This is a genomic window from Streptomyces sp. NPDC006309 (assembly GCF_040613095.1).
Lineage (GTDB): Bacteria > Actinomycetota > Actinomycetes > Streptomycetales > Streptomycetaceae > Streptomyces.
On the sequence record NZ_JBEXRO010000003.1, the window covers coordinates 188,423 to 208,322 of the forward strand.

Sequence of the window (19,900 nt, forward strand, 5' to 3'; positions counted from 1 at the left end):
AGGGACAAGGCGCCGCGCGGAGTGGTGCGGCGGTCAGGCGGCTATCGCCTGCCTGCTCCCCTCCGGTGCGGTGGCCGGGTCCGCGGCGGGGTCGGTGGCCGGGGACCCGGGGGCCTGCTTGCGCATGCCCTTGAGGACGACGACCAGGGCCGTGGAGACGCAGACGCCGGCCGCGATGGCCACCAGGTACAGGAACGGGTTGCCGATCAGCGGGACCACGAAGATGCCGCCGTGCGGGGCGCGCAGAGTCGCGCCGAAGGCCATCGACAGGGCGCCGGTGAGCGCGCCGCCCACCATGGCGGACGGGATGACCCGCAGCGGGTCGGCCGCCGCGAAGGGGATCGCGCCCTCGGAGATGAACGAGGCGCCCAGGACCCAGGCGGCCTTGCCGTTCTCGCGCTCGGTCCGGGTGAACAGCTTGCCGCGCACGGTGGTGGCCAGGGCCATCGCCAGCGGCGGGACCATGCCGGCCGCCATCACCGCGGCCATGATCTGCATGGCGGAGGCGCTGGGGTTGGCGACGGCGATACCGGCGGTGGCGAAGGTGTAGGCGACCTTGTTGACCGGGCCGCCCAGGTCGAAGCACATCATCAGGCCGAGCAGCGCGCCGAGCAGGACGGCGTTGGTGCCGGTGAGGCCGCCCAGCCAGTCGGTGAGGGCCTTCTGGGCCGTCGCGATGGGCTTGCCGATCACGACGAACATCAGGAAGCCGACGATCGCCGTGGAGATCAGCGGGATCACCACCACCGGCATGATGCCGCGCAGCGCCGCGGGTACGTCGTACCGCTGGATCGCCAGCACCACGCCACCGGCGAGGAGACCGGCCGCCAGACCGCCCAGGAAACCGGCGTTGATGGTCGATGCGATCATGCCGCCGACGAAGCCGGGGACCAGGCCGGGGCGGTCCGCCATGCCGTAGGCGATGTAGCCGGCCAGGACCGGGACCAGGAAGCCGAAGGCCACGCCGCCGATCTGGAACAGCAGCGCACCCCAGCTGTCCGCCTGGCTCCACACGAAGTGGTCCATGACCGAGGGCGCGTTCTTGATGCCGTAGCCGCCGATCGCGAAGCCCAGGGCGATGAGGAGACCGCCCGCGGCGACGAACGGGACCATGTAGCTGACGCCGGACATCAGCCACGCGCGGAGCTTGCTGCCGTACCCCTCGGTGGAGTCGCCCGCGCGCTCGACCGGCGTACCGGCCGACGCGTGTCCCGGGGCGCTGGTCTCCCCGCGCGCCGCCTTCTCACGGGCCTCCGCGATGAGTTCGCCGGGACGGTTGATGCCCGCCTTCACGCCCACGTCGACGGTCGGCTTGCCCGCGAAGCGGTCCTTGTCGCGTACGGGGACGTCGTGCGCGAAGATCACGCCGTCGGCGGCCGCGATCACCGCCGGATCCAGCCGGGTGAAGCCGGCCGAGCCCTGCGTCTCCACGACCAGTTCCACCCCCGCCGCACGGCCCGCGTTCTCCAGGGACTCGGCCGCCATGTAGGTGTGGGCGATACCGGTGGGGCAGGAGGTGACGGCGACGATACGGAAGGGACGCTCTTCGGCGCCGCTGTCGGGGGGTGTGGGCGGGGTGGGTGCCGTGCTGGTGGCCGCTGCGGCGTCGGCGGAGGCCGCCGCCGGCGCCGCAGCGGTGTCTGTGGAGGCGCCCGCGGTGCGCTGAGCGGCGCCGTCACCGGTGCTCCGGCCGGTGCCCTCGGTGTCTTGTGCGGCGCCCGTCTCCCCCGCCGGCACCTCGTCCCCGCGGATCAGCGCCGCGGCCGTCTCCGGGGCGCGCGCCGTCCGCAGCGCGGCGGTGAACTCGGCGTTCATCAGCTGGCGGGCGAGGGAGGAGAGGATCGTCAGGTGGGCGTCGTCTGCCCCGGCGGGTGCCGCGATCAGGAAGATCAGGTCGGCCGGGCCGTCCGCGGCACCGAAGTCGACACCGGCGGCGCTGCGGCCGAAGGCGAGGGACGGCTCGGTGACGTGGGTGCTGCGGCAGTGCGGGATGCCGATGCCGCCGTCGAGGCCGGTCGGCATCTGGGCCTCGCGGGCGGCGACGTCGGCGAGGAAGCCCTCCAGGTCGGTCACCCGGCCCTGGGCCGCCATGCGCTCGGCGAGCGCACGGGCCGCCGCTTCCTTGGTGTCGGCGGACAGGTCGAGGTCGACCAGATCCGCGGTGATCATGTCGCTCATCGCGGGCTCCTCTGCACGCGTACCGCCCGGGGGGACGGGTGGGCGGTGGTGGGGACGGGGGTGGTGTGGGGGGAGCGGGGCGGGGTGGGTGTGGGGAGGGGGGTCATGGCGCCGGCTCCGTCAGTTCGCGGTCGAGGGGGATGTCGGCCGTGACCGTCACCACCGTGGGGTCCAGGTCGGCGGGGCCCGGCATCACACTGCCGGGGAGCTGGACGGCGGCGGCGCCGTGGGCGACGGCGGAGGCGAGGGCGCCGGGTCCGGTGCCGCCGGCGATGAGGAAGCCGGCGAGGGAGGCGTCGCCGGCGCCGACGTTGCTGCGGACGGCGGACACGGGCGCGCTGCCGAACCAGGCGCCGGCGTCGGACACCAGGAGCTGGCCGTCGGCGCCCAGGCTCGCGAGCACGGAGCCCGCGCCCATCGCGCGCACCTCCTCGGCCGCCTTGAGGGCGTCGCCCACGGTCGCCAGGGGGCGCGCGACCGCTTCCGCGAGTTCCTCGGCGTTGGGCTTCACCACGTCGGGCCGCGCGCGCAGCGCCTCCAGGAGCGCGGGCCCGGAGGTGTCCAGGGCGATGCGCGCGCCGCCGGCGTGCGCCCGCGTGACGACGTCGGCGTACCAGGAGGGGGTGAGCCCCCGGGGCAGGCTGCCGCAGCAGGCGATCCAGTCGGCGTCGCGCGACTGGGCGCGGACCGTCTCCAGGAGCAGTTCCTGTTCCGCCGCGGACAGGTCCGGGCCCGGCGCGTTGATCTTCGTGAGGACGCCGTTGTCCTCGGCGAGCGCGATGTTGGAGCGGGTGGCGCCGGCGACCGGGACGGGTGCGACCTCGATGCCCTGCGCGTCGAGCAGGTCGGCGACGAGCGCGCCCGGCGCGCCCCCCAGGGGCAGGACCGCGACGGTGCGCCGGCCGGCGGCGGCGACGGCGCGCGAGACGTTCACGCCCTTGCCGCCGGGGTCCATGCGTTCACCGGTGGCGCGGATGACCTCGCCGCGCTCCAGGGCGGGCACCTCGTAGGTGCGGTCGAGGGACGGGTTGGGGGTGACGGTGAGGATCATGCGCGCACTACTTCCGTGCCGCCGCGCTCGATGACGGCGGTGTCTTCCGGGCTCAGCCCGCTGTCGGTGATCAGCAGGTCCACGTCGCTCAGGCCCCCGAAGCGGGCGAAGTGCTCCTGGCCGTGCTTGGCGGAGTCGGCCAGCAGCACCACGCGCCGGGCGGCGGCGATCGCCGCGCGCTTGACCGCGGCCTCGGCGAGGTCGGGGGTGGTCAGGCCGTGCTCGGCGGAGAAGCCGTTGGCGGCGACGAACAGGACGTCGGCGCGGATCTCGCCGTACGCGCGGAGCGCCCAGGCGTCCACGGCGGCGCGCGTACGGTGCCGTACGCGCCCCCCGATGAGGTGGAGCTGGAGGCCGGGGTGGTCCGCGAGGCGGGCCGCGATGGGCAGGGAGTGGGTGACAACGGTGAGGTCGGCCTCCAGCGGGAGGGCGGCGGCCAGGCGGGCGACCGTGGTCCCCGCGTCCAGGATCATCGTGCCCTCGGCCGGCAGTTCGGCGAGGGCGGCCTTGGCGATGCGGTCCTTCTCGTCGGCGGCGGTGGTCTCGCGCTCGGCGAGGTCCGGCTCGAAGTCGAGCCGGCCGGCCGGGATGGCGCCGCCGTGCACCCGGCGGACGAGGCCGGCACGGTCGAGGGCCTTCAGGTCGCGGCGGATCGTTTCCGCGGTGACCTGGAACTCCTCGGCCAGCGACAGCACGTCGACCCGGCCGCCGTCACGGGCGAGCCGGAGGATCTCCTGCTGCCGCTCCGGTGCGTACATGTCCGTCTGCCTCCGCCTTGATGTCGCCTCGATGTCCGACCACTTCCGAGTCATGCCCGAACGTGTGGTTTCGAGCCGAGACTACGCCGAGCTTTCGACGAAGTAAACAGATTCGGGCGCGCGACGGGCACGAGTGGGCATGAATGCACGTGAGTGCGCATGAGCGGACGGCAGCAGCGGTGGCAGTGGCAGTGGCAGTGGGACACGCGTAACACGCGCGCGGGCCGCACAAGGCCCGGCGCCTGTCCGGCGCCGGGCCTGTGTGCTCGTACGGGCGTGTGCCGCGTGTGTGTCTCACCCCTTCCTACGGGGGCGGGGCGCCGCGGCCTGCGGGGTCACGGCACCAGCTCGGGCTCCGCCCCGGCCACCGGCGCGTCCTGCCCCGCGCCGTCCTCCGCGGCCTCCGGCTCCGCGCCCTCCAGGTGCTGCGCCGGGCGCTTGGGGAGGGCGGACATCAGCAGGAAGATCGCGGCCATGATCCCGGCGACCCACCACAGGGCGTGCTGGAAGGCGTGCACGAAGGCCGGGCCGATCCCGTCCGGGGTCAGCCGGTCGCCGATCTCCCCGAAGAACACGACCGACACCAGGCCCAGCCCCAGAGCGTTGCCCATCTGCTGCACGGTGTTGATCAGCCCGGAGGCGGCACCGGCGTGCTCACGCGGCACCTCCGAGAGCACCGCGTCGGTCAGCGGGGCGACGATCAGCCCCATCCCCGCGCCCATCACGACCAGCGGCAGGGTCATCTGCCAGGAGGCGATGGCGAGGCCGTAGTGGTGGGCCTCCCACAGGTACAGCAGCACGCCCGCGCCCATCAGCAGCGCGCCCGCCTGGAGCACCTTGCGGCCGAACCTCGGGACGAGCTGCTGCACCGACAGCCCGGCCGCTATCGACACGGCGATCGAGAACGGCACCCCGGTCAGGCCGGCCCGCAGCGGGCTCCAGCCCAGGCCGATCTGCATGTAGAGCGTCCAGACCAGGAAGAAGATGCCGAGGGCGACGCCGAAGACGGTCTGTACGGCGATGCCGGCGGCGAAGCTCTTCACGCGGAACAGCGACAGCTCGATCAGCGGGGAACCGTCCCGGGCCGCCTTGCGCCGCTCGTAGGCCACCAGCCCGGCGAAGACGACGAGCGCGCCGGCCATGCACACGTACCCCCACAGCGGCCAGCCCAGCTCGCGACCGCGGGTGAGCGGGTAGAGCAGCATCAACAGGCCCAGCGTCACCAGGGCGACGCCCACCAGGTCCAGTTTCAGGGCCTTCGGCGCCCGCGACTCGGTGATGAAACGGCGGCCGAGGAGGAAGGAGACGACGCCGACCGGCAGGTTGATGAGGAAGATGGGCCGCCACTCCAGGCCGAACAGGTTCCACTCCGTCAGCAGCGCGCCCAGCAGCGGGCCCGAGACCGCGCCGAGACCGACGATCGCGCCGAACAGGCCGAAGACCTTGCCGCGTTCGTGGGCCGGGAAGGTGGCGTGCACGATCGACAGCACCTGCGGCACCATCAGCGCCGCCATGCCGCCCTGGAGGATGCGGGAGGCGACCAGCATCTCCGGGTTCACGGCGAAGCCGCACAGGGCGGAGGCGAGGGTGAAGCCGCCGACGCCGACGAGGAAGAGCCGCTTGCGGCCGTGGATGTCACCGAGCCGGCCGCCGGTGATGAGGCCGGCTGCGAACGCGAGGGCGTAGCCGGCGGTTATCCACTGGATCTGGCTGACCGAGGCGTGGGCGCTGCGCTCGATGGACGGGATGGCGATGTTGACGATCGTCACGTCGACCAGGTCCATGAAGGCCGCGGTCATGACGATGGCCAGAGCCAGCCAGCGGGTCCTGTCGCCGGACGCCGGAGGCGTGGGTGGGAGCGGGCCGGTGCCGGGGCCGGTGCCGCGGATCTTCTCGGCGTTGCGGTCGATCGAGGTCATGCGAGCAAGCTAGACGTCCACTAGGTCAGATCGTGTCCTATATCCACGGCATCCTGGTCCTCATGACGACCGACACCCCGGCACGCCTGCTCCAGCTCCTCTCCCTCCTCCAGACCCCCCGCGAGTGGCCCGGCGGGGAGCTGGCCGAGCGGCTCCGGGTGTCCCGGCGTACCGTGCGGCGGGATGTCGACCGGCTGCGCGAGCTGGGGTATCCGGTGCAGGCCACGAAGGGCGCGGACGGCGGGTACCGGCTGGTGGCGGGCAAGGCCATGCCGCCGCTGGTGCTGGACGACGAGGAGGCGGTCGCGATCGCCGTGGGGCTGCGGGCCGGCGCCGGACACGCCGTGGCAGGGGTGGACGAGGCGTCCGTACGGGCCCTGGCCAAGCTCGAACAGGTGCTGCCCGCCCGGCTGCGCCACCGGGTGTCCACGCTGGGGGCCGCGACGACGCTGTTGACCAGCGGGGACGGGCCGAGCATCGCGCCGGAGACACTCACCGTGATGGCGTCGACCGTGGCGGGACGGGAACGGCTGAGGTTCGCCTACCGCGACAAGGACGGCAGCGCGTCCCGCCGGCTGACCGAGCCGCACCGGCTGGTGTCCACCGGGCGGCGCTGGTACCTCGTCGCCTACGACCTCGACCGGGCCGACTGGCGCACGTTCCGGGTGGACCGGGTCAGCCGGCCGTTCTCGACCGGGGTCCGGTTCGCGCCGAGGGAGCTGCCGACGGGGAGCGCCGCCGAGTATCTGCGGCAGTCCATCCACCGGCACCAGGAGACGTACACGTTCGACGTGCGGTTCGCCGCGCCGGCGGAGCAGGTCTCCGCGCGGATACCGACGTGGGCCGGAACAGTCGAGGACGACGGCGCGGGCGGCTGCGTCCTGCGCGGCACCACCGGCGGACCCGTCGAGTGGCTCGCGGTGCGGCTGGCCATGGTCGGGTGCGAGTTCACCGTGCGCGGCCCGGCAGAACTCGTGGACGGCGTACGAGAGCTGGGCGAACGCCTCACCAGAGCCACGGACCCGGCCGCGCACGGCCACCCCTGAATCCCGCACCGGCCCGCCGCCGCCCCGGCCGCTTCCCACGGCCCGAACGGGCTCGCCCCGCGCCACCTCCTGCCTCGACCCACCGGCCCGAACCGGCCGGCCCCCGCGCCGCCCCGGCCGCTTCCCACCCGCCCGAACCGGCCGGCCCCCCGCGCCGCTACCGCGTCGTCCGCCGCTCCCCGCCCCAGCCGAAGTCCCGCGCCGACGCCAGGTGGCGCAGGGCGAGGGCCGCCGGGCCCTGGGGCCCACTGGGCGGGGCCGCCGTGGCCGCCCAGCACTCCACGGCCACGCGGACGGCGGAACCGGCCACGGCCGCGGCGAACCGCAGATCAGGGGTGACCGCGACCGGGCCCACGGCGCGCTCCCCCGCCCCCGGAGAGTCCGCCGTCGGCTCGGCCGGCGTCGGCTCGGCCGGCGTCGGCTCGGCCGGCGTCGGCTCGGCCGGCGTCCGCCACGTCAGGATCTCCGCCAGCGCCCGCTCCGACGTCTGGCAGACCTCGGCCCAGACCTTGCGCAGGGCCGGGCTCGTGTCGGCCAGGCGGATGAGGGTGCGGACCCATTCCCAGGAGGCGGCAGAAACGCCGACGCCGGGCGTGAGGGTGTGCCGGACGGCGTGTTCCAGGGCGTCCGGGAGGCCGAGGCCGGCCGGGGCCGTGCGGACCGCCTCGGTCCAGCGCTGGGCGCCCGCCGCGTAGAGCGGGGCCACCGCCTCCTCCTTCGTGGCGAAGTAGCGGTAGAACGTGCGCGGCGCGACGCCGGCGGCCTGGGCGATGTCCTCCGCGCGGGTCGCGCGGAGGCCCTGCCGGACGAAGAGGGCCGCCGCCGCCCGGGCGATCTCCACCCGGGTCTCGGCCTTGCGGCGTTCGGTGAGCGACACCGGCGCGGAGGCGGAAAGCGGCTGGTGGGCCCCGGCAATTTATGCCCGTGTGACAGAATCTGCCATCCGGCGGTCCACCCCGCTGTTCAGGTACGGGGTGGACCGCCGTTCCAGTGCCCGGGCACCTGGCACAGCCATGACGAACAGCCGATAACCGACCCGACGAGCACCCCCACGGCCCCCGGACTCCGCCGCGAGACACGAAGAAGCCGGGCTCCGGACGCCCGGGGGGGGGGAGGGCGCCGGAGCCCGGCGGGGAAGTCCCGGCGCCGGGGGGGGATTGCGTCGGGACGTGGTTCACGTGGGATCGGCCAGGGTCAGCCGGAGGTGGTGCCGTGGGGGTGGGGAGTGCGGTCCTGAGGCCCGCTGAAGGGCCCGCATGAGTTGTTCCCTCGGGCTGCACGGTTGAAGCGATCGGACCACGCCATGTTTGCGCCGTCTTTCGCCACCGGGCGTGCGCGCCGCGCGGAAGCCGTACATCCGATACGCCGTTTTCGCCGTTACGGCGTAGGGCCGGCACCCCACCGCGTCGTACGCCCGGTACGCCACGGCGCCTTCGGTCACGGCCGGACGCCCGCCCAAGGCATGCAAGTCGTCCAAGGCATCCAAGTCGTCCAAGTCGAGCAAGTCATCCGAGGACGGACGCCGCCCACCGGCGGACGCCGTTGGGCACGGGCAGCGGCCACGGGCGGACATCGGTCATGACGATCATCCCCACGCCCGCGCGCCGCCACACTCCCCTGCCCGAGGGGCCACGCGGCCCCCGGCGTCTCCCCGTCTCCGCTACGCCGCCGCGTCGAACCCGGTGTCGCGGGCCAGCTTCTTCAGTTCCAGGAGGGCGTGCTTCTCGATCTGGCGGATGCGTTCGCGGGTCAGACCGTGCTCCTTGCCGACCTCGGTCAGGGTGCGCTCACGACCGTCCTCGATGCCGTACCGCATCTTGATGATGGAGGCCGTGCGCTGGTCCAGGCGGCCGATCAGGTCGTCGAGTTCCTCGCTGCGCAGGAGGGTCATGACGGACTGCTCGGGGGAGACCGCCGAGGTGTCCTCCAGCAGGTCGCCGAACTGGGTCTCGCCCTCGTCGTCCACCGCCATGTTCAGAGACACCGGGTCGCGGGCCCAGTCGAGGACGTCGATGACGCGCTCGGGCGTCGAGCCCAGCTCCGCGGCGATCTCGGCCGGCTCCGGGTCGCGGCCGTTCTCACGGTTGAACTCACGCTGGACGCGGCGGATGCGGCCCAGCTCCTCCACGAGGTGAACGGGGAGCCGGATCGTGCGGGACTGGTCGGCTATGGAGCGGGTGATGGCCTGGCGGATCCACCAGGTGGCGTACGTCGAGAACTTGAAGCCCTTGCGGTAGTCGAACTTCTCCACGGCGCGCACCAGGCCGGCGTTGCCCTCCTGGATCAGGTCGAGCAGGGGCAGGCCACTGCGCGGGTAACGCCGGGCGACGGCGACGACCAGACGGAGGTTGGAGCGGATGAAGACGTCCTTGGCCCGTTCTCCCTCGGCGACCAGTGCCTCCAGCTCCTCGCGGGTGGCATCCGCCCTGGTCTCCTCGCAGCCGTCGAGGAGCTGGCTCGCGAACACACCCGCCTCGATGGTCTGGGAGAGATCGACTTCCTTGGCGGCGTCGAGCAGCGGCGTGCGCGCGATCTCGTCGAGGTACATGCCGACCAGGTCGCGGTCTGCGATCTCGCCGCCATGAGCGCGAACACTGCTTGCCGAGTCGGCCGTCTCGCCAGTGGCGGACTTACGACGGGCGACGGCACGGGTTGCCATGCGTGCTCCCTTGCGGTGGTGGGCTGGCGGGTGGTTCCGGTGAACGCTCAGCACTCCGGGGACTGTCTCTGGGACTCTTTCCGAGTGCCCTGCATCCGTGGGAAACAACGACTGGAATCCGGACAGAATTCCCAACCCGCCCCCCGATTTTTCTGATCATGCAGTACCCTGTGCCACCACGTGAGGGGGCGAGATGCCGTCGGAGACCGCCGAGGTGCAGGTCAGAGCGGGGATCGAGAGGGATCTCGAGAGCCTCACGGAGATCTACAACTATTACGTGCGTGAGACGGCCATCACATTCGACACCGTGGCCCTCACTCCCGAGGAGCGCCGCCCCTGGCTGCTCTCCCACCCGGAAGACGGCCCGCACCGCCTGTTGGTTGCCACGGCCGCGGACTCGGAGCGGATTCTGGGGTACGCCACATCCGGCCCGCACCGGCCGAAGCCGGCGTACGTGACGTCCGTGGAGACGTCGGTGTACGTCGCCCCGGAGTCCGGCCGGCGCGGGATCGGCACGCAGCTCTACCGCGCCCTGTTCGAGGCCCTCGCCGCGCAGGACGTGCACCGCGCCTACGCGGGCATCGCCCAGCCCAACGAGGCGTCCGTCCGGCTCCACGAGCGTTTCGGCTTCCGGCGCGTCGGCATCTTCCAGGAGGTCGGACGCAAGTTCGGCCGCTACTGGGACGTGGCCTGGTACGAGAAGCGGCTGTAGCCGGGCGGACTCAGCCGAACTGCACCGACCGCTTCGCCATGCCCAACCAGAAGCCGTCGATCACCGACTTCTGTGTGTCCAGCTCGCCGCCCGCCTCCGCCGCGCCCATGGCGACGAAGAGCGGGGCGAAGTGTTCGGTGCGCGGGTGGGCGTAGCGGCCGGCGGGGGCCTTGTCCAGGAAATCGAGCAGGGCGTCCCAGTCGCGGGCCTCCAGGGCGCGCCTGCCCCAGTCGTCGAACTCGGAGGACCAGCTCGGCACGCCCGGGCCGGTGTACCGCAGGGCGGCGAGGTTGTGGGTGAAGAACCCCGAGCCGACGATCAGTACGCCCTCGTCGCGGAGCGGGGCGAGTTTGCGGCCGATGTCCATCAGGCGGACCGGGTCGAGGGTGGGCAGGGAGATCTGGAGGACGGGGACGTCGGCGGCGGGGAACATCTCGACGAGGGGGACGTAGGCGCCGTGGTCGAGGCCGCGGTCGGGGATGTCCTGGACGGGGATGCCGGGGGCGCGCAGCAGCTTGCGGACGGAGTCGGCGAGCGCGGGGGCGCCGGGGGCGGCGTACCGCACCTGGTAGTAGTGCTCCGGGAAGCCCCAGAAGTCGTAGACCAAGGGGACCGTCTCCACCGCGCCGAGGGCGAGCGGGGCCTCCTCCCAGTGGGCGGAGACCATGAGGACGGCCCGGGGGCGGGGCAGGGCGGCGGCCCAGGCGGCGAGCTGGCCGGGCCAGACGGGGTCGTCGGCGAGCGGCGGGGCGCCGTGGCTGAGGTACAGGGCGGGCATGCGCTCCTGGGTGGTGGCGGACATCTCGGCGGCTCCCAGTGGTCCAGAGACTGCGGTACCGAGACTGCGGTACCGGCCAGATACTTTAACTCTCAAGCTCGTACGATCGACCTTACGCCCGACTTGTTCAAGTTTCAAGCAGCCGGCTCGTACAGTGGACCCATGAACACGGCACCGGACACCGCCGCACCGACCCGCTGGCTCACCGACGAGGAACAGCGCGTCTGGCGCGCGTACCTGCACGCCACCACCCTGCTCGAGGACCACCTCGACCGGCAGCTCCAGCGCGACGCGGGCATGCCGCACATCTACTACGGCCTCCTCGTCGGCCTCGCCGAGGCACCGCGCCGCCGGCTGCGGATGACCGAGCTCGCCATGCAGGCCAAGATCACCCGCTCCCGGCTCTCGCACGCGATCGCCCGGCTGGAGAAGAACGGCTGGGTACGGCGCGAGGACTGCCCCTCCGACAAGCGCGGCCAGTTCGCCGTCCTCACCGACGAGGGCCTGGAGGTGCTCCGGCGCACCGCACCGGGCCATGTGACCGCCGTACGGCAGGCGCTGTTCGAACGGCTGACCCCGGAACAGCAGAAGGCCCTCGGCGAGATCATGGAGATCGTCGCCGAGGGCCTCCAGCCCGACGGAGCGGGTGCGGACCTGCCCTGGCTCCGCTGACTCCCGCACGGGTCAGCGCGACGCCGCGGGCGCGGGCCCGCCCCGGCTCCGCCGTCTCACGTACCTGAGCGGTCTGCTCACGTACCCGAGCGGTCTGCTCACGTACCCGAGCGGTCAGCTCACGTGCCGAAGCGGTCAGCTCACGTGCCGAAGCGGAAGCGGGTGCGGACGGCGGGCCGTCAGTGGGCGATCACCGGCACCGGCAGCTCGTCCTCGGCGCCCTCACCGGCGGCCACCACGGTGCCACCGGCACGGCCCGCGTTGACGAAGGTGAAGGCGATCAGGGAGGCGAGGGCCAGGATGCCGACGGCGAACCAGATCGCGGTGCTGTAGCCGTGCACCATGCCCTGGAGCCTCACCAGCTCCTGCTGCGGCTTGGCCGCGGCACCGGCGATGTGGTCCCTGACGTAGGAGGTGGTCGCCGAGGCGGCGATCGTGTTCAGCAGGGCGGTGCCGATCGCGCCGCCGACCTGCTGCGAGGTGTTGACCATCGCGGAGGCCACACCGGCGTCCCGGGGCTGGACGCCCTGGGTGGCCAGGGACATCGCCGGCATGAACGCCGTACCCATGCCGAGACCGAGCAGCACGACCGCGGGCAGCAGCAGACCGGCGTACGAGGAGCCGATCTCCAGCTGGGTCAGCAGCAGCATGCCGAGACCGGCGACCAGGAAGCCCGGGCCCATCAGCATGCGGGCCGGGACGCGGGTCATCAGCCGGGTGCCGATCTGGGTGGAGCCCGTGATCATGCCGGCGACCATCGGCAGGAACGCGAAACCGGTCTTGACCGGCGAGTAGCCCTTCACGATCTGGAGGTAGTAGGTCAGGAAGAGGAACAGACCGAACATGCCGATGATCGCGAGGCCGAGGGAGAGGTAGATGCCGCCGCGGTTGCGGTCGGTCACCACGCGCAGCGGCAGCAGCGGGGCCTTGACGCGGGCCTCGACGATCACGAACGCCACCAGCAGCACCACGGACGCCACGAACATGGCGACGGTCACGCTGTCGCCCCAGCCGTCGGAAGCGGCGCGGGTGAAGCCGTACACCAGGGAGACCAGGCCGAGCGTGGAGAGGATCACGCCGGGGATGTCGAGCGGGGAGCGGTTACGGCCGCCCTCCGGCTCCCGGATGATGAAGTAGGCGCCGGCCGCGGCGACGACGGCGAACGGGACGTTGACGAAGAAGGTCCAGCGCCAGTCCAGGTACTCCGTGAGGAAGCCGCCCAGGATCAGGCCGACGGCACCGCCGCCGCCCGCGATGGCGCCGTAGATGCCGAACGCCTTGGCGCGCTCCTTGGCATCGGTGAACATCACCGCCAGCAGGGAGAGCGCGGCCGGGGCGAGCAGCGCGCCGAAGGCACCCTGGAGGGCGCGGGCGCCGAACATCATCCCGCCGGTCGTGGCGGCGCCGCCGAGCGCGGAGGCGGCGGCGAAACCGACGAGCCCCAGCACGAAGGTGCGCTTGCGGCCCCACAGGTCGGCGATGCGGCCGCCGAAGAGGAGCAGTCCGCCGAAGGCGAGGGCGTAGGCCGTGACGACCCACTGCTTGTTGCCGTCGGATATGCCGAGGTCCTGCTGGGCCGAGGGCAGGGCGATGTTCACGATGGTGGCGTCCAGGACGACCATCAGCTGGGCGAGCGCGATGAAGACGAGCGCTTTCCAGCGGTTGGCGTCACCGCGCGGGGCGGCGAGGCCGGGAGCCTTGAGGGCTGTTTCTGACATGGGGATACCCACTTCGGGACTTCGTGACGGAAAAGACAGCTTGTAAACGGAAAATGACGAGAAAACGGAGATGCGTGGACGCGGTCGCGAACTGTCGCTGATAACTGACTACTGATCACTGATCGTTTGACCGGTGACCGTTGATCGGTGATCGGTGATCGGCGCTGATCGGTGATCGTGATCGCCAGTCGCTGGTCGCGTCAGCAGTTGCGCAGTTCGGTGATGCTGACGGCCGGGCCCGGCAGGGCGGAGTGGGCGGGGGCCCGCAGGCCGTCCAGGAACAGTTGCAGGTGACGGTGGACGAAGCGGTCGCCACGGACGCAGTCCGTGCCGGCCGGGGGCCGGCTCAACTGGGCGACGACGATCAGCAGATCGCCGACCCCCACGTCGGACCGGAGCTGTCCGGCCGCCTCGGCCCGGCCCATGACCTCCTCGACGAGCTGCTCGATGCGCTTGCGGGAGGCCTCCAGGTCGGGATGGTGCTGGTCGAAGGTGCTGGTCACCATGGGGCACAGGGCACTGATCCGCTCGTCAGCGGCGGTGTGCACGAAGTGCTCCAGGGCGGCGAAGGCGTCCCCCGTCTCCGCGAGGGCCCGCTCGGCCGCCTCGGCCGTACGGTCCATCACGGTGCAGACGACCTCGCGGACGAGGGCGTCCCGGTCGGGGAAGTTCCGGTACACCGTGGCGTTGCCGACGCCGGCCCGGCGGGCGATCTCGTCGAGCGGCACATCCGGCCCGTGCTCGACGAACATCTCCTGGGCGGCGGTGACGATCCGCTCCCGGTTACGCAGGGCGTCGGCGCGGGGCCGGGGCACCTTGCGCACGGTGGAGGCGGTCGTGGCCGTCACGGTGTACTCCTTGAGGTCTCTGAGGCGCGGGGCCCGGGTTGAAACGTCGGTCGGTGCTCGGTCGGTGCTCTTGTACCGCTGTGTCGCTGTGTCGCTGTGTCGCTGTCGCGCTGTTCGTTGTGTCACCGGTCGTTGCCTGCCGGGGCGAGAGGGCCGATCCGGGGAGCCGGTCCCCGCTTCGCTCCGACACAGGGCTAAACGGGGAGAGCCTCCCCGGTTATTTCCCGCCCTCCCGGAAATTCCTGTGACCCGCGCCACACACGCCCTTCCCCGGGTTTCACCCCTGTGCGGACCGGCATTCCCACGATCGGCTCCGCCAGCGCGCGCCCTTCCTCCCGCCGCCCCAGGGTGATCACAAGGGTGCAGCCAGACCGGCGGCTGCCGTGGAGCGAAAGGTCCATGTATGCAGCCGCAGCCGCCCCGCCGCCGCATACGCCCGCGCCGTGTGGCCGCCCTCGCCGTGGTGACCGTGCTGACCCTCGCGGTCAGCACCTCGGCAGGGACCGGCCATCTGACGGCGCCCACCACCGCCGGGCCGGCCGCCCTGGCCCGCTCCTCCGCGCTGCTGCCGTGCATGGTCCACGGCGGCCTGGGGGTGCAGATGACCGAGGGCCTGCCCACCCCGCCCGGCTACTCCCGCTCCACCGGCACGGTCCGCGCCCTCACCCTGATGATCGACTTTCCCGACGCGCCCGGCCAGGGCGGCGCCATGGACCGCTTCCACGAGTTCTTCCCGCAGACCCAGGAATGGTTCCGCACCGCGTCGTACGGCCGTCTCGACTACCGCCCCGAGACCCCCGTCACCAGCTGGCTGCGGATGCCGAAGACCTTCCGGGCGTACGGCATAGAGCGCGGCGCCCCCTTCGACCCCGGCTACCGGCGTCTGGTGCAGGACATCGTGGCCGCCGCCGATCCCACGGTCGACTTCCGCGACTACGACCTGCTGAACGTGCTCGTCACCCCGAACGCCGGCCCCTCCGCCCTGGACACCGTGCTGTCCGTGACCTTCGCCGGGAACACCGACGCCCCGGTCGCCGACGGCGTCCGCGTCGCCAACGCGTCCTTCGTCTACTCCCGCCAGGACGACGGCTCCGGCTCCTACGCCCGCACCGGCTTCCGGGTGCTGCCGCACGAGAACGGCCACACCTTCGGACTGCCCGACCTGTACACCCAGGAGGGCGGGGGCGCGGTCGGGCACTGGGACATCATGAGCGAGGACTGGGGCGCCGACAACGACCTGCTCGGCTGGCACAAATGGAAACTGGGCTGGCTGGACGGCAACCAGGTCGGCTGCGCGGCGACGCGGGGCAGCGTCGAGTACACCCTGTCGCCGCTGTACAAAGTGGGCGGCGGCAAGCTGATCCTCGTGCCCGTCACCGCCCGCAGCGCCTACGCGCTGGAGATACGCGCACAGGGCGGCAACGACGAGATGGTGTGCCGCCCGGGCCTGCTGATCTACAAGATCGACGCCACGGTCGACACCGGCCGCGGCCCCGTCACCGTCTACGACAGCCACCGCTCCAGCGGCGGCTGCACCCGCAGCCCCAACGTCCACGCGGAACTCTCCGACGCCCCCTTCACCCCCGGCGAGAGCTTCAAGGACCCGCGCCACGGGATAACGGTGCAGGTGATGAGCAAGGACGAGGAAGGGAACTACCGGTTGCGGATAACGCGGACGTGAGAGGGGTCCGGGCAGGACGGGGATACCGGCCCGGCCGGACCGCAGAGCGAGGCCCGCGGCCTACGGCAGGCCTGCCCGTCACGCCGTACCCCGTACCGGCGAACTTCGTACCGGCGAACCCCACCTGACCACCCACCCGACCCGCCGCACCCTCGACGACTGCGTCCAGGCCTCCTCCCGGCCCTGCGCTCGACAGCCGACCGCATCCAGACAGACGTCCACACCGCGTCCCGCTACACCCACGTCCCCCCTTCCTGATCAACCACCCCCACCCGATCCGGCCCCGATCCGGTACCCTGTGGACCGAGCGCCCACCAGGACGCCCACCCACGCCTTCGTAGCTCAGGGGATAGAGCACCGCTCTCCTAAAGCGGGTGTCGCAGGTTCGAATCCTGCCGGGGGCACCAGGTCAGAAGGGGGCCACCTACGAATTTTCGTAGGTGGCCCCCTTCTGACATCCAGATCTGACATCAACGGCGATGGTCACTGACGACCGGGGCGTTTCCTGAGCAGCCGGTCCATGTGGCTCATGGCCTCGCGCTGCGTGTCCTGCACGACGTGTGTGTACACGTCCATGGTGATGCTGATCTGCGAGTGCCCGAGGATCTCCATCACGACCCGGGGCGCGACGCCGGCCGCCGTGAGAAGCGTGGCCGTGCCGTGGCGGGCGTCGTGCAGCCGGACGACGCGGAGGCCGGCGGACTGGGCGACGCGGGTGAAGGAGCAGTACAGGTTGCGCGGCTCGACGGGGCGACCGGTGCGGGTGGCGAAGACGTAGTCGGAGTCGTTCCACCTCTCCCCCGCCTTGGCGCGAGCGTCAGCCTGCCGCAGCCGGTGCCAGCGCAGGGGCGCGATGCAGAGAGCGGGCAGCGAAACGGCACGGCGACGGCGGCTCTTGGGGTCGTCGTCGTACAGGACGCCACGGCGCCGTTGGACCTGGTGGCGGACGTACAGGACGCGACCGTCGAGGTCGATGCCGGACCAGCGGAGGCCGATGATCTCCCCTCGGCGCAGGCCCATGGCGATGGCGAGCACGAAGGCCGCGTAGAGCGGGTCACGGCGGGATGCGGCGAGGAAGTCGAGCGTCTCGTCCAGGGTCCACGGCTTCAGCTCCCGCGAGTCGCTGCGCGGCGGCTCGACCAGCTTGGCGACGTTTCGCGCGATCAGTTCCTCACGGCAGGCGGAGGACAGCGCGGAACGCAGAACCCGGTGCGACTCCTTGGCCGTTGCCAAGGTGGTCTCCTGCTCCAGTCGGACGAGGAAACGGCGCACATCGGCGACGCCCAGCGATTCGAGCCGTTTGGCGCCGAGGAGCGGCACCAGGTAGAGCCGGACGTGTGCTTCGTACTTGTCGTACGTGCTCAGCTTTCGCCGGGGCTTGATGACGTTGTCCAGCCAGTACGGCAGCCACTCGGCGAGCTTGGCCGACCGGGTCGGCACGGGCACGCCCTGGTCGACCTTGTCGAGGAGTTCCCGGCGCTTGGCGTCGCACTCGGCCCAGGTCTTGCCGTAGGCGAACTTGCGGGCCCGGGTGCCGTCCGGCTGGAGGACGTAGACCGCGCACTGGAAACGGCCGTCCTTGCGCTTGGTGATGGTGCCGGCGCCGTTCGGGTTGCGCTTGCGCTGCGTGGCCATCAGGCAGCCTCCTCCAACTGACCGAGGACGAAGTCCCGGACGGCGTCAGCGGGGATCCGACGTGCGCCGTCGATTTTGATCGAGACGAGACGCTGCGACCGGATCAGGTCGTAGACCTTGGAGCGCCCGAGCTTGAGCCGGGCCATGACCTCCGGCACGGTCAGAAGTTCGGCGATGGCGGTGGTCATGCTGCGGCTCCCTCCTCGGTGGGCTTGTCGCTCAGGGCTTCGCGGGCGGTTTCGCGGTTGGTGTGGAGGTCGCGGGCAATGGTCGCGGCGAGGACGGCTTCGCCTGGAGTGTGGCCGGCGTACTGCCAGTCGGTCAGGACGAGGACCGTGTCCGGTTCGTGGTCATCGAGGCCGAGGGCGGACGCCTCTTGAGCGGCGCGGTAGTCGGCGCGTTCCTGGCGGAGGGCGCCGAGGGTGGTGGAGTAGGTGCGCGACTTGGACGAGAAGTGCCCGCGGAAGCCGAGCATGTGCGCCCAGGCCCAAAGGCGCCGGTCCGGATAGAGGGCATCCAGGTCGCGGCAGGCTGTGATGAGCCGCCGGGTGTGGTCGGGTCCTGGTGGCGGTCGAGTTCGGCGAGTTCACCGATACGGCGGTCCGGAGTGCCGGTGTTCTCGGTCGCCTTGGTGGCGTACTTGGCCACGTAGGAGGCGACGGCCTGTTCGGTGATGTCGGAGCCGTCACCGAAGGCCTTGACCGGGCGGATGTCGAGTTGCCGTCCCCAACGGAAGTACGGGCGGGTTGGTCGGCGGCGGCCGGAGCGCCGACCTGGCCACTCAGATCCTGCTGGATGACCGACTCAAGCGCATCGACCGGCAGATCCGCGACGCCTTCCGCACCCGCCCCCAGGCCGAGATCATCGAGTCACTGCCAGGCATGGGTCCCATCTTAGGAGCCGAGTTCGTCGTCGCCGCGGGCGACATGACCACCTACATCGACGCCGGCCACCTTGCCTCAGCCGCCGGCTTGATCCCCGTCCCACGCGACTCCGGCCGCCGCACCGGCAACCTGCACCGAGCCAAGCGCTACAGCCACCGCCTACGCAGAGTCTTCTACCTCTCCACGCAGACCAGCATCATCCGCGACGGCCCCAACCGGGAGCACTACCTCAAGAAACGAGGCGAGGGCTGTAAACACGTCCAGGCCGTCATCGCCCTCGCACGACGCCGCACCAGCGTGGTGTGGGCTCTTCTACGCGACGACCGGGCCTTCACCCCCGCCCCGCTCATCACGCAGACGGCTTGACTCAGCCCAAGGCCACAAAGCCAGCGGCGTGGCTAAGGCCAGCGGGGCTGCAGCAAAACACACGCGCACCTGATCGGTCGGCGCGCCCGCCGTCGTGGCTGGCTTTCGTCGGCTGAGGCACAAACGATCTCCGGGACGAGCTGCCGCCCTCACGGGTGGAGGGCGGCCACAGCCTTGACTCGGTCATTGAAACTCCAGCCCCAAAGCCTCTCCGCCGACCTAGTGTCCTGCGCCCGAAGTTCGATGAATATGTAGGCTGTCCGTGTAGCGCGTAGGGGACGGCCGGCGGCCGAAGTGACGTTGACGGACGATGAGCGCGAGACGCTGGTGGGCTGGTCGCGGCAGGCGACGTCCGCGCAGGCTCTGGCCCAGCCGTGCCGGATCGTGCTGGGCTGCGCAGAGGGGAAGTCGAACCAGCAGGTGGCCGCCGAACTGGGCATCCGGCCGCAGACGGTGGGCAAGTGGCGTCGCCGCTTCCTGGAGGTCGTCGACCGGCGTCAGGCAGCCCCCGACAACCCAGCAGCCCTCCGTGTGCAGGATGAGGGCCCCCGCTCCTCTTCCCGGTCGTGCGGCATGGCCGGCAACACCCAGCGCTGTGCAGGCTCTGCATCGGATCTGTGTGTAGTCGTGCCCGTCGACGGGGCGGACCGCGGCGGCCGGGATGTCGAGCGCGACTCGGTACCACCAGCGGCCCTCATCGTCCCGACGCCGGGACAGCAGGCCGCCCTCGACGACCCTGCCGCCGGGCAGCGCGACCGACACCGGCCACTCGCACTCTTCGCCCATAGGTTCGACTCTAGGGCAAGGGCACAGACCGGGGTTCCGTGGACACCTACCTCGTGCACTATGGCAGTCAGCGGGATCCGCGAGCAGGGGCGGCGGGCGATCCTCGAAACGAAGGCCAAGGAACGACGCCCCCTAACCTGGATCAGGCCAAGGGGCGTCGACATTAAAGGTCGACCCTTTAATTGTGGTCAAACATAATCATGCCGTTT

General features: G+C 71.6%; 16 protein-coding genes, 1 tRNA gene and 2 pseudogenes. 7 read left to right on the forward strand and 12 right to left on the reverse strand.

Translation table 11 applies throughout. The annotated features are described in order from the left end of the window. Nucleotides 1-33: 33 nt before the first annotated feature. The 4 genes from ABZ117_RS05620 to ABZ117_RS05635 all read right to left on the reverse strand — a co-directional run bounded on the left by ABZ117_RS05620 (nucleotide 34) and on the right by ABZ117_RS05635 (nucleotide 5,786). Entirely contained in the window at nucleotides 34-2,178 is a 2,145-nt protein-coding gene (locus ABZ117_RS05620; RefSeq protein ID WP_356817687.1) for a fructose-specific PTS transporter subunit EIIC, read from the reverse strand. A 103-nt stretch (nucleotides 2,179-2,281) separates the two neighbouring features. Continuing rightward, nucleotides 2,282-3,229 carry a 1-phosphofructokinase gene (pfkB, locus tag ABZ117_RS05625; RefSeq protein WP_356817689.1) on the reverse strand — a complete coding sequence of 316 codons (948 nt, stop codon included), beginning with the start codon at nucleotides 3,227-3,229 and terminating at the stop codon, nucleotides 2,282-2,284. Next, a complete protein-coding gene (locus ABZ117_RS05630) occupies nucleotides 3,226-3,987 on the reverse strand; it encodes a DeoR/GlpR family DNA-binding transcription regulator (RefSeq protein WP_356817691.1) in 762 nt (253 codons plus the stop codon). The genes pfkB and ABZ117_RS05630 overlap by 4 nt, the downstream gene beginning before the upstream one ends. A gap of 335 nt (nucleotides 3,988-4,322) precedes the next feature. Next, entirely contained in the window at nucleotides 4,323-5,786 is a 1,464-nt protein-coding gene (locus tag ABZ117_RS05635) for an MFS transporter (protein ID WP_356818144.1), read from the reverse strand. A 182-nt stretch (nucleotides 5,787-5,968) separates the two neighbouring features. On the opposite strand from ABZ117_RS05635, the gene ABZ117_RS05640 reads away from it, so the two are divergent. Next, nucleotides 5,969-6,952 (forward strand): WYL domain-containing protein, encoded by a 984-nt coding sequence (locus ABZ117_RS05640; protein WP_356817693.1) that lies wholly within the window; start codon nucleotides 5,969-5,971, stop codon nucleotides 6,950-6,952. Between the two features lie 157 nt (nucleotides 6,953-7,109). Here the strand turns inward: ABZ117_RS05640 and ABZ117_RS05645 are convergent, their stop codons facing one another. Beyond that, complete coding sequence (locus ABZ117_RS05645; protein ID WP_356818146.1) at nucleotides 7,110-7,793, reverse strand: TetR family transcriptional regulator; 684 nt, start codon at nucleotides 7,791-7,793, stop codon at nucleotides 7,110-7,112. An 819-nt stretch (nucleotides 7,794-8,612) separates the two neighbouring features. Continuing rightward, nucleotides 8,613-9,611, reverse strand: coding sequence for a sigma-70 family RNA polymerase sigma factor (locus ABZ117_RS05650; RefSeq protein ID WP_356817695.1), 999 nt, complete (start codon nucleotides 9,609-9,611; stop codon nucleotides 8,613-8,615). A 193-nt stretch (nucleotides 9,612-9,804) separates the two neighbouring features. Between ABZ117_RS05650 and ABZ117_RS05655 the strand changes: the two genes are divergently transcribed. Continuing rightward, nucleotides 9,805-10,323, forward strand: a complete 519-nt coding sequence (locus tag ABZ117_RS05655) for an N-acetyltransferase family protein (protein WP_356817697.1) — start codon at nucleotides 9,805-9,807, stop codon at nucleotides 10,321-10,323. Between the two features lie 10 nt (nucleotides 10,324-10,333). Here the strand turns inward: ABZ117_RS05655 and ABZ117_RS05660 are convergent, their stop codons facing one another. Beyond that, nucleotides 10,334-11,125 (reverse strand): class III extradiol ring-cleavage dioxygenase, encoded by a 792-nt coding sequence (locus tag ABZ117_RS05660; RefSeq protein WP_356817699.1) that lies wholly within the window; start codon nucleotides 11,123-11,125, stop codon nucleotides 10,334-10,336. 138 nt (nucleotides 11,126-11,263) lie between these two features. On the opposite strand from ABZ117_RS05660, the gene ABZ117_RS05665 reads away from it, so the two are divergent. After that, on the forward strand, nucleotides 11,264-11,773 hold the full coding sequence (locus ABZ117_RS05665) for a MarR family transcriptional regulator (RefSeq protein WP_356817700.1): 510 nt from the start codon (nucleotides 11,264-11,266) through the stop codon (nucleotides 11,771-11,773). A gap of 179 nt (nucleotides 11,774-11,952) precedes the next feature. On the opposite strand, the gene ABZ117_RS05670 is transcribed toward ABZ117_RS05665, so the two are convergent. Beyond that, a complete protein-coding gene (locus tag ABZ117_RS05670) occupies nucleotides 11,953-13,491 on the reverse strand; it encodes an MFS transporter (protein WP_356817702.1) in 1,539 nt (512 codons plus the stop codon). Nucleotides 13,492-13,691: 200 nt separating this feature from the next. Beyond that, nucleotides 13,692-14,339 (reverse strand): TetR/AcrR family transcriptional regulator, encoded by a 648-nt coding sequence (locus ABZ117_RS05675; RefSeq protein ID WP_356817703.1) that lies wholly within the window; start codon nucleotides 14,337-14,339, stop codon nucleotides 13,692-13,694. Between the two features lie 403 nt (nucleotides 14,340-14,742). On the opposite strand from ABZ117_RS05675, the gene ABZ117_RS05680 reads away from it, so the two are divergent. Continuing rightward, nucleotides 14,743-16,020 carry a M6 family metalloprotease domain-containing protein gene (locus ABZ117_RS05680; protein WP_356817705.1) on the forward strand — a complete coding sequence of 426 codons (1,278 nt, stop codon included), beginning with the start codon at nucleotides 14,743-14,745 and terminating at the stop codon, nucleotides 16,018-16,020. A 331-nt stretch (nucleotides 16,021-16,351) separates the two neighbouring features. Further along, nucleotides 16,352-16,427, forward strand: a tRNA-Arg gene (locus ABZ117_RS05685). A 76-nt stretch (nucleotides 16,428-16,503) separates the two neighbouring features. Here ABZ117_RS05685 and ABZ117_RS05690 read toward each other — a convergent pair. The 3 genes and pseudogenes from ABZ117_RS05690 to ABZ117_RS05700 form a co-directional block, all read right to left on the reverse strand. Further along, the gene (locus tag ABZ117_RS05690; protein WP_356817707.1) at nucleotides 16,504-17,655 is read right to left on the reverse strand and encodes a site-specific integrase; all 1,152 of its coding nucleotides are present in this window, start codon (nucleotides 17,653-17,655) and stop codon (nucleotides 16,504-16,506) included. Further along, nucleotides 17,655-17,843, reverse strand: coding sequence for a helix-turn-helix domain-containing protein (locus tag ABZ117_RS05695; protein WP_356817709.1), 189 nt, complete (start codon nucleotides 17,841-17,843; stop codon nucleotides 17,655-17,657). Before ABZ117_RS05695 ends, ABZ117_RS05690 begins: the two co-directional genes overlap by 1 nt. Continuing rightward, nucleotides 17,840-18,419: pseudogene (locus tag ABZ117_RS05700) on the reverse strand (replication initiator); the annotation flags it as partial. The gene ABZ117_RS05695 and the pseudogene ABZ117_RS05700, both read right to left, overlap by 4 nt. A 3-nt stretch (nucleotides 18,420-18,422) precedes the next feature. Between ABZ117_RS05700 and ABZ117_RS05705 the strand changes: the two are divergent. Both ABZ117_RS05705 and ABZ117_RS05710 read left to right on the forward strand, forming a co-directional pair. Continuing rightward, a pseudogene (locus ABZ117_RS05705) lies at nucleotides 18,423-18,905 on the forward strand (transposase); the annotation flags it as partial. 384 nt (nucleotides 18,906-19,289) lie between these two features. Then, nucleotides 19,290-19,889 (forward strand): helix-turn-helix domain-containing protein, encoded by a 600-nt coding sequence (locus tag ABZ117_RS05710; RefSeq protein WP_356818147.1) that lies wholly within the window; start codon nucleotides 19,290-19,292, stop codon nucleotides 19,887-19,889. Nucleotides 19,890-19,900: the final 11 nt, after the last annotated feature.

Excerpts from the sequence above, each read along its gene's own strand:
- ABZ117_RS05620 (WP_356817687.1), bottom strand. The coding sequence starts at position 2,178 with ATGAGCGACATGATCACCGCGGATCTGGTCGACCTCGACCTGTCCGCC.
- pfkB (WP_356817689.1), bottom strand. The coding sequence starts at position 3,229 with ATGATCCTCACCGTCACCCCCAACCCGTCCCTCGACCGCACCTACGAG.
- ABZ117_RS05630 (WP_356817691.1), bottom strand. The coding sequence starts at position 3,987 with ATGTACGCACCGGAGCGGCAGCAGGAGATCCTCCGGCTCGCCCGTGAC.
- ABZ117_RS05635 (WP_356818144.1), bottom strand. The coding sequence starts at position 5,786 with ATGACCGCGGCCTTCATGGACCTGGTCGACGTGACGATCGTCAACATC.
- ABZ117_RS05640 (WP_356817693.1), top strand. The coding sequence starts at position 5,969 with ATGACGACCGACACCCCGGCACGCCTGCTCCAGCTCCTCTCCCTCCTC.
- ABZ117_RS05650 (WP_356817695.1), bottom strand. The coding sequence starts at position 9,611 with ATGGCAACCCGTGCCGTCGCCCGTCGTAAGTCCGCCACTGGCGAGACG.
- ABZ117_RS05655 (WP_356817697.1), top strand. The coding sequence starts at position 9,805 with ATGCCGTCGGAGACCGCCGAGGTGCAGGTCAGAGCGGGGATCGAGAGG.
- ABZ117_RS05660 (WP_356817699.1), bottom strand. The coding sequence starts at position 11,125 with ATGTCCGCCACCACCCAGGAGCGCATGCCCGCCCTGTACCTCAGCCAC.
- ABZ117_RS05665 (WP_356817700.1), top strand. The coding sequence starts at position 11,264 with ATGAACACGGCACCGGACACCGCCGCACCGACCCGCTGGCTCACCGAC.
- ABZ117_RS05670 (WP_356817702.1), bottom strand. The coding sequence starts at position 13,491 with ATGTCAGAAACAGCCCTCAAGGCTCCCGGCCTCGCCGCCCCGCGCGGT.
- ABZ117_RS05680 (WP_356817705.1), top strand. The coding sequence starts at position 14,743 with ATGCAGCCGCAGCCGCCCCGCCGCCGCATACGCCCGCGCCGTGTGGCC.
- ABZ117_RS05690 (WP_356817707.1), bottom strand. The coding sequence starts at position 17,655 with ATGGCCACGCAGCGCAAGCGCAACCCGAACGGCGCCGGCACCATCACC.
- ABZ117_RS05695 (WP_356817709.1), bottom strand. The coding sequence starts at position 17,843 with ATGACCACCGCCATCGCCGAACTTCTGACCGTGCCGGAGGTCATGGCC.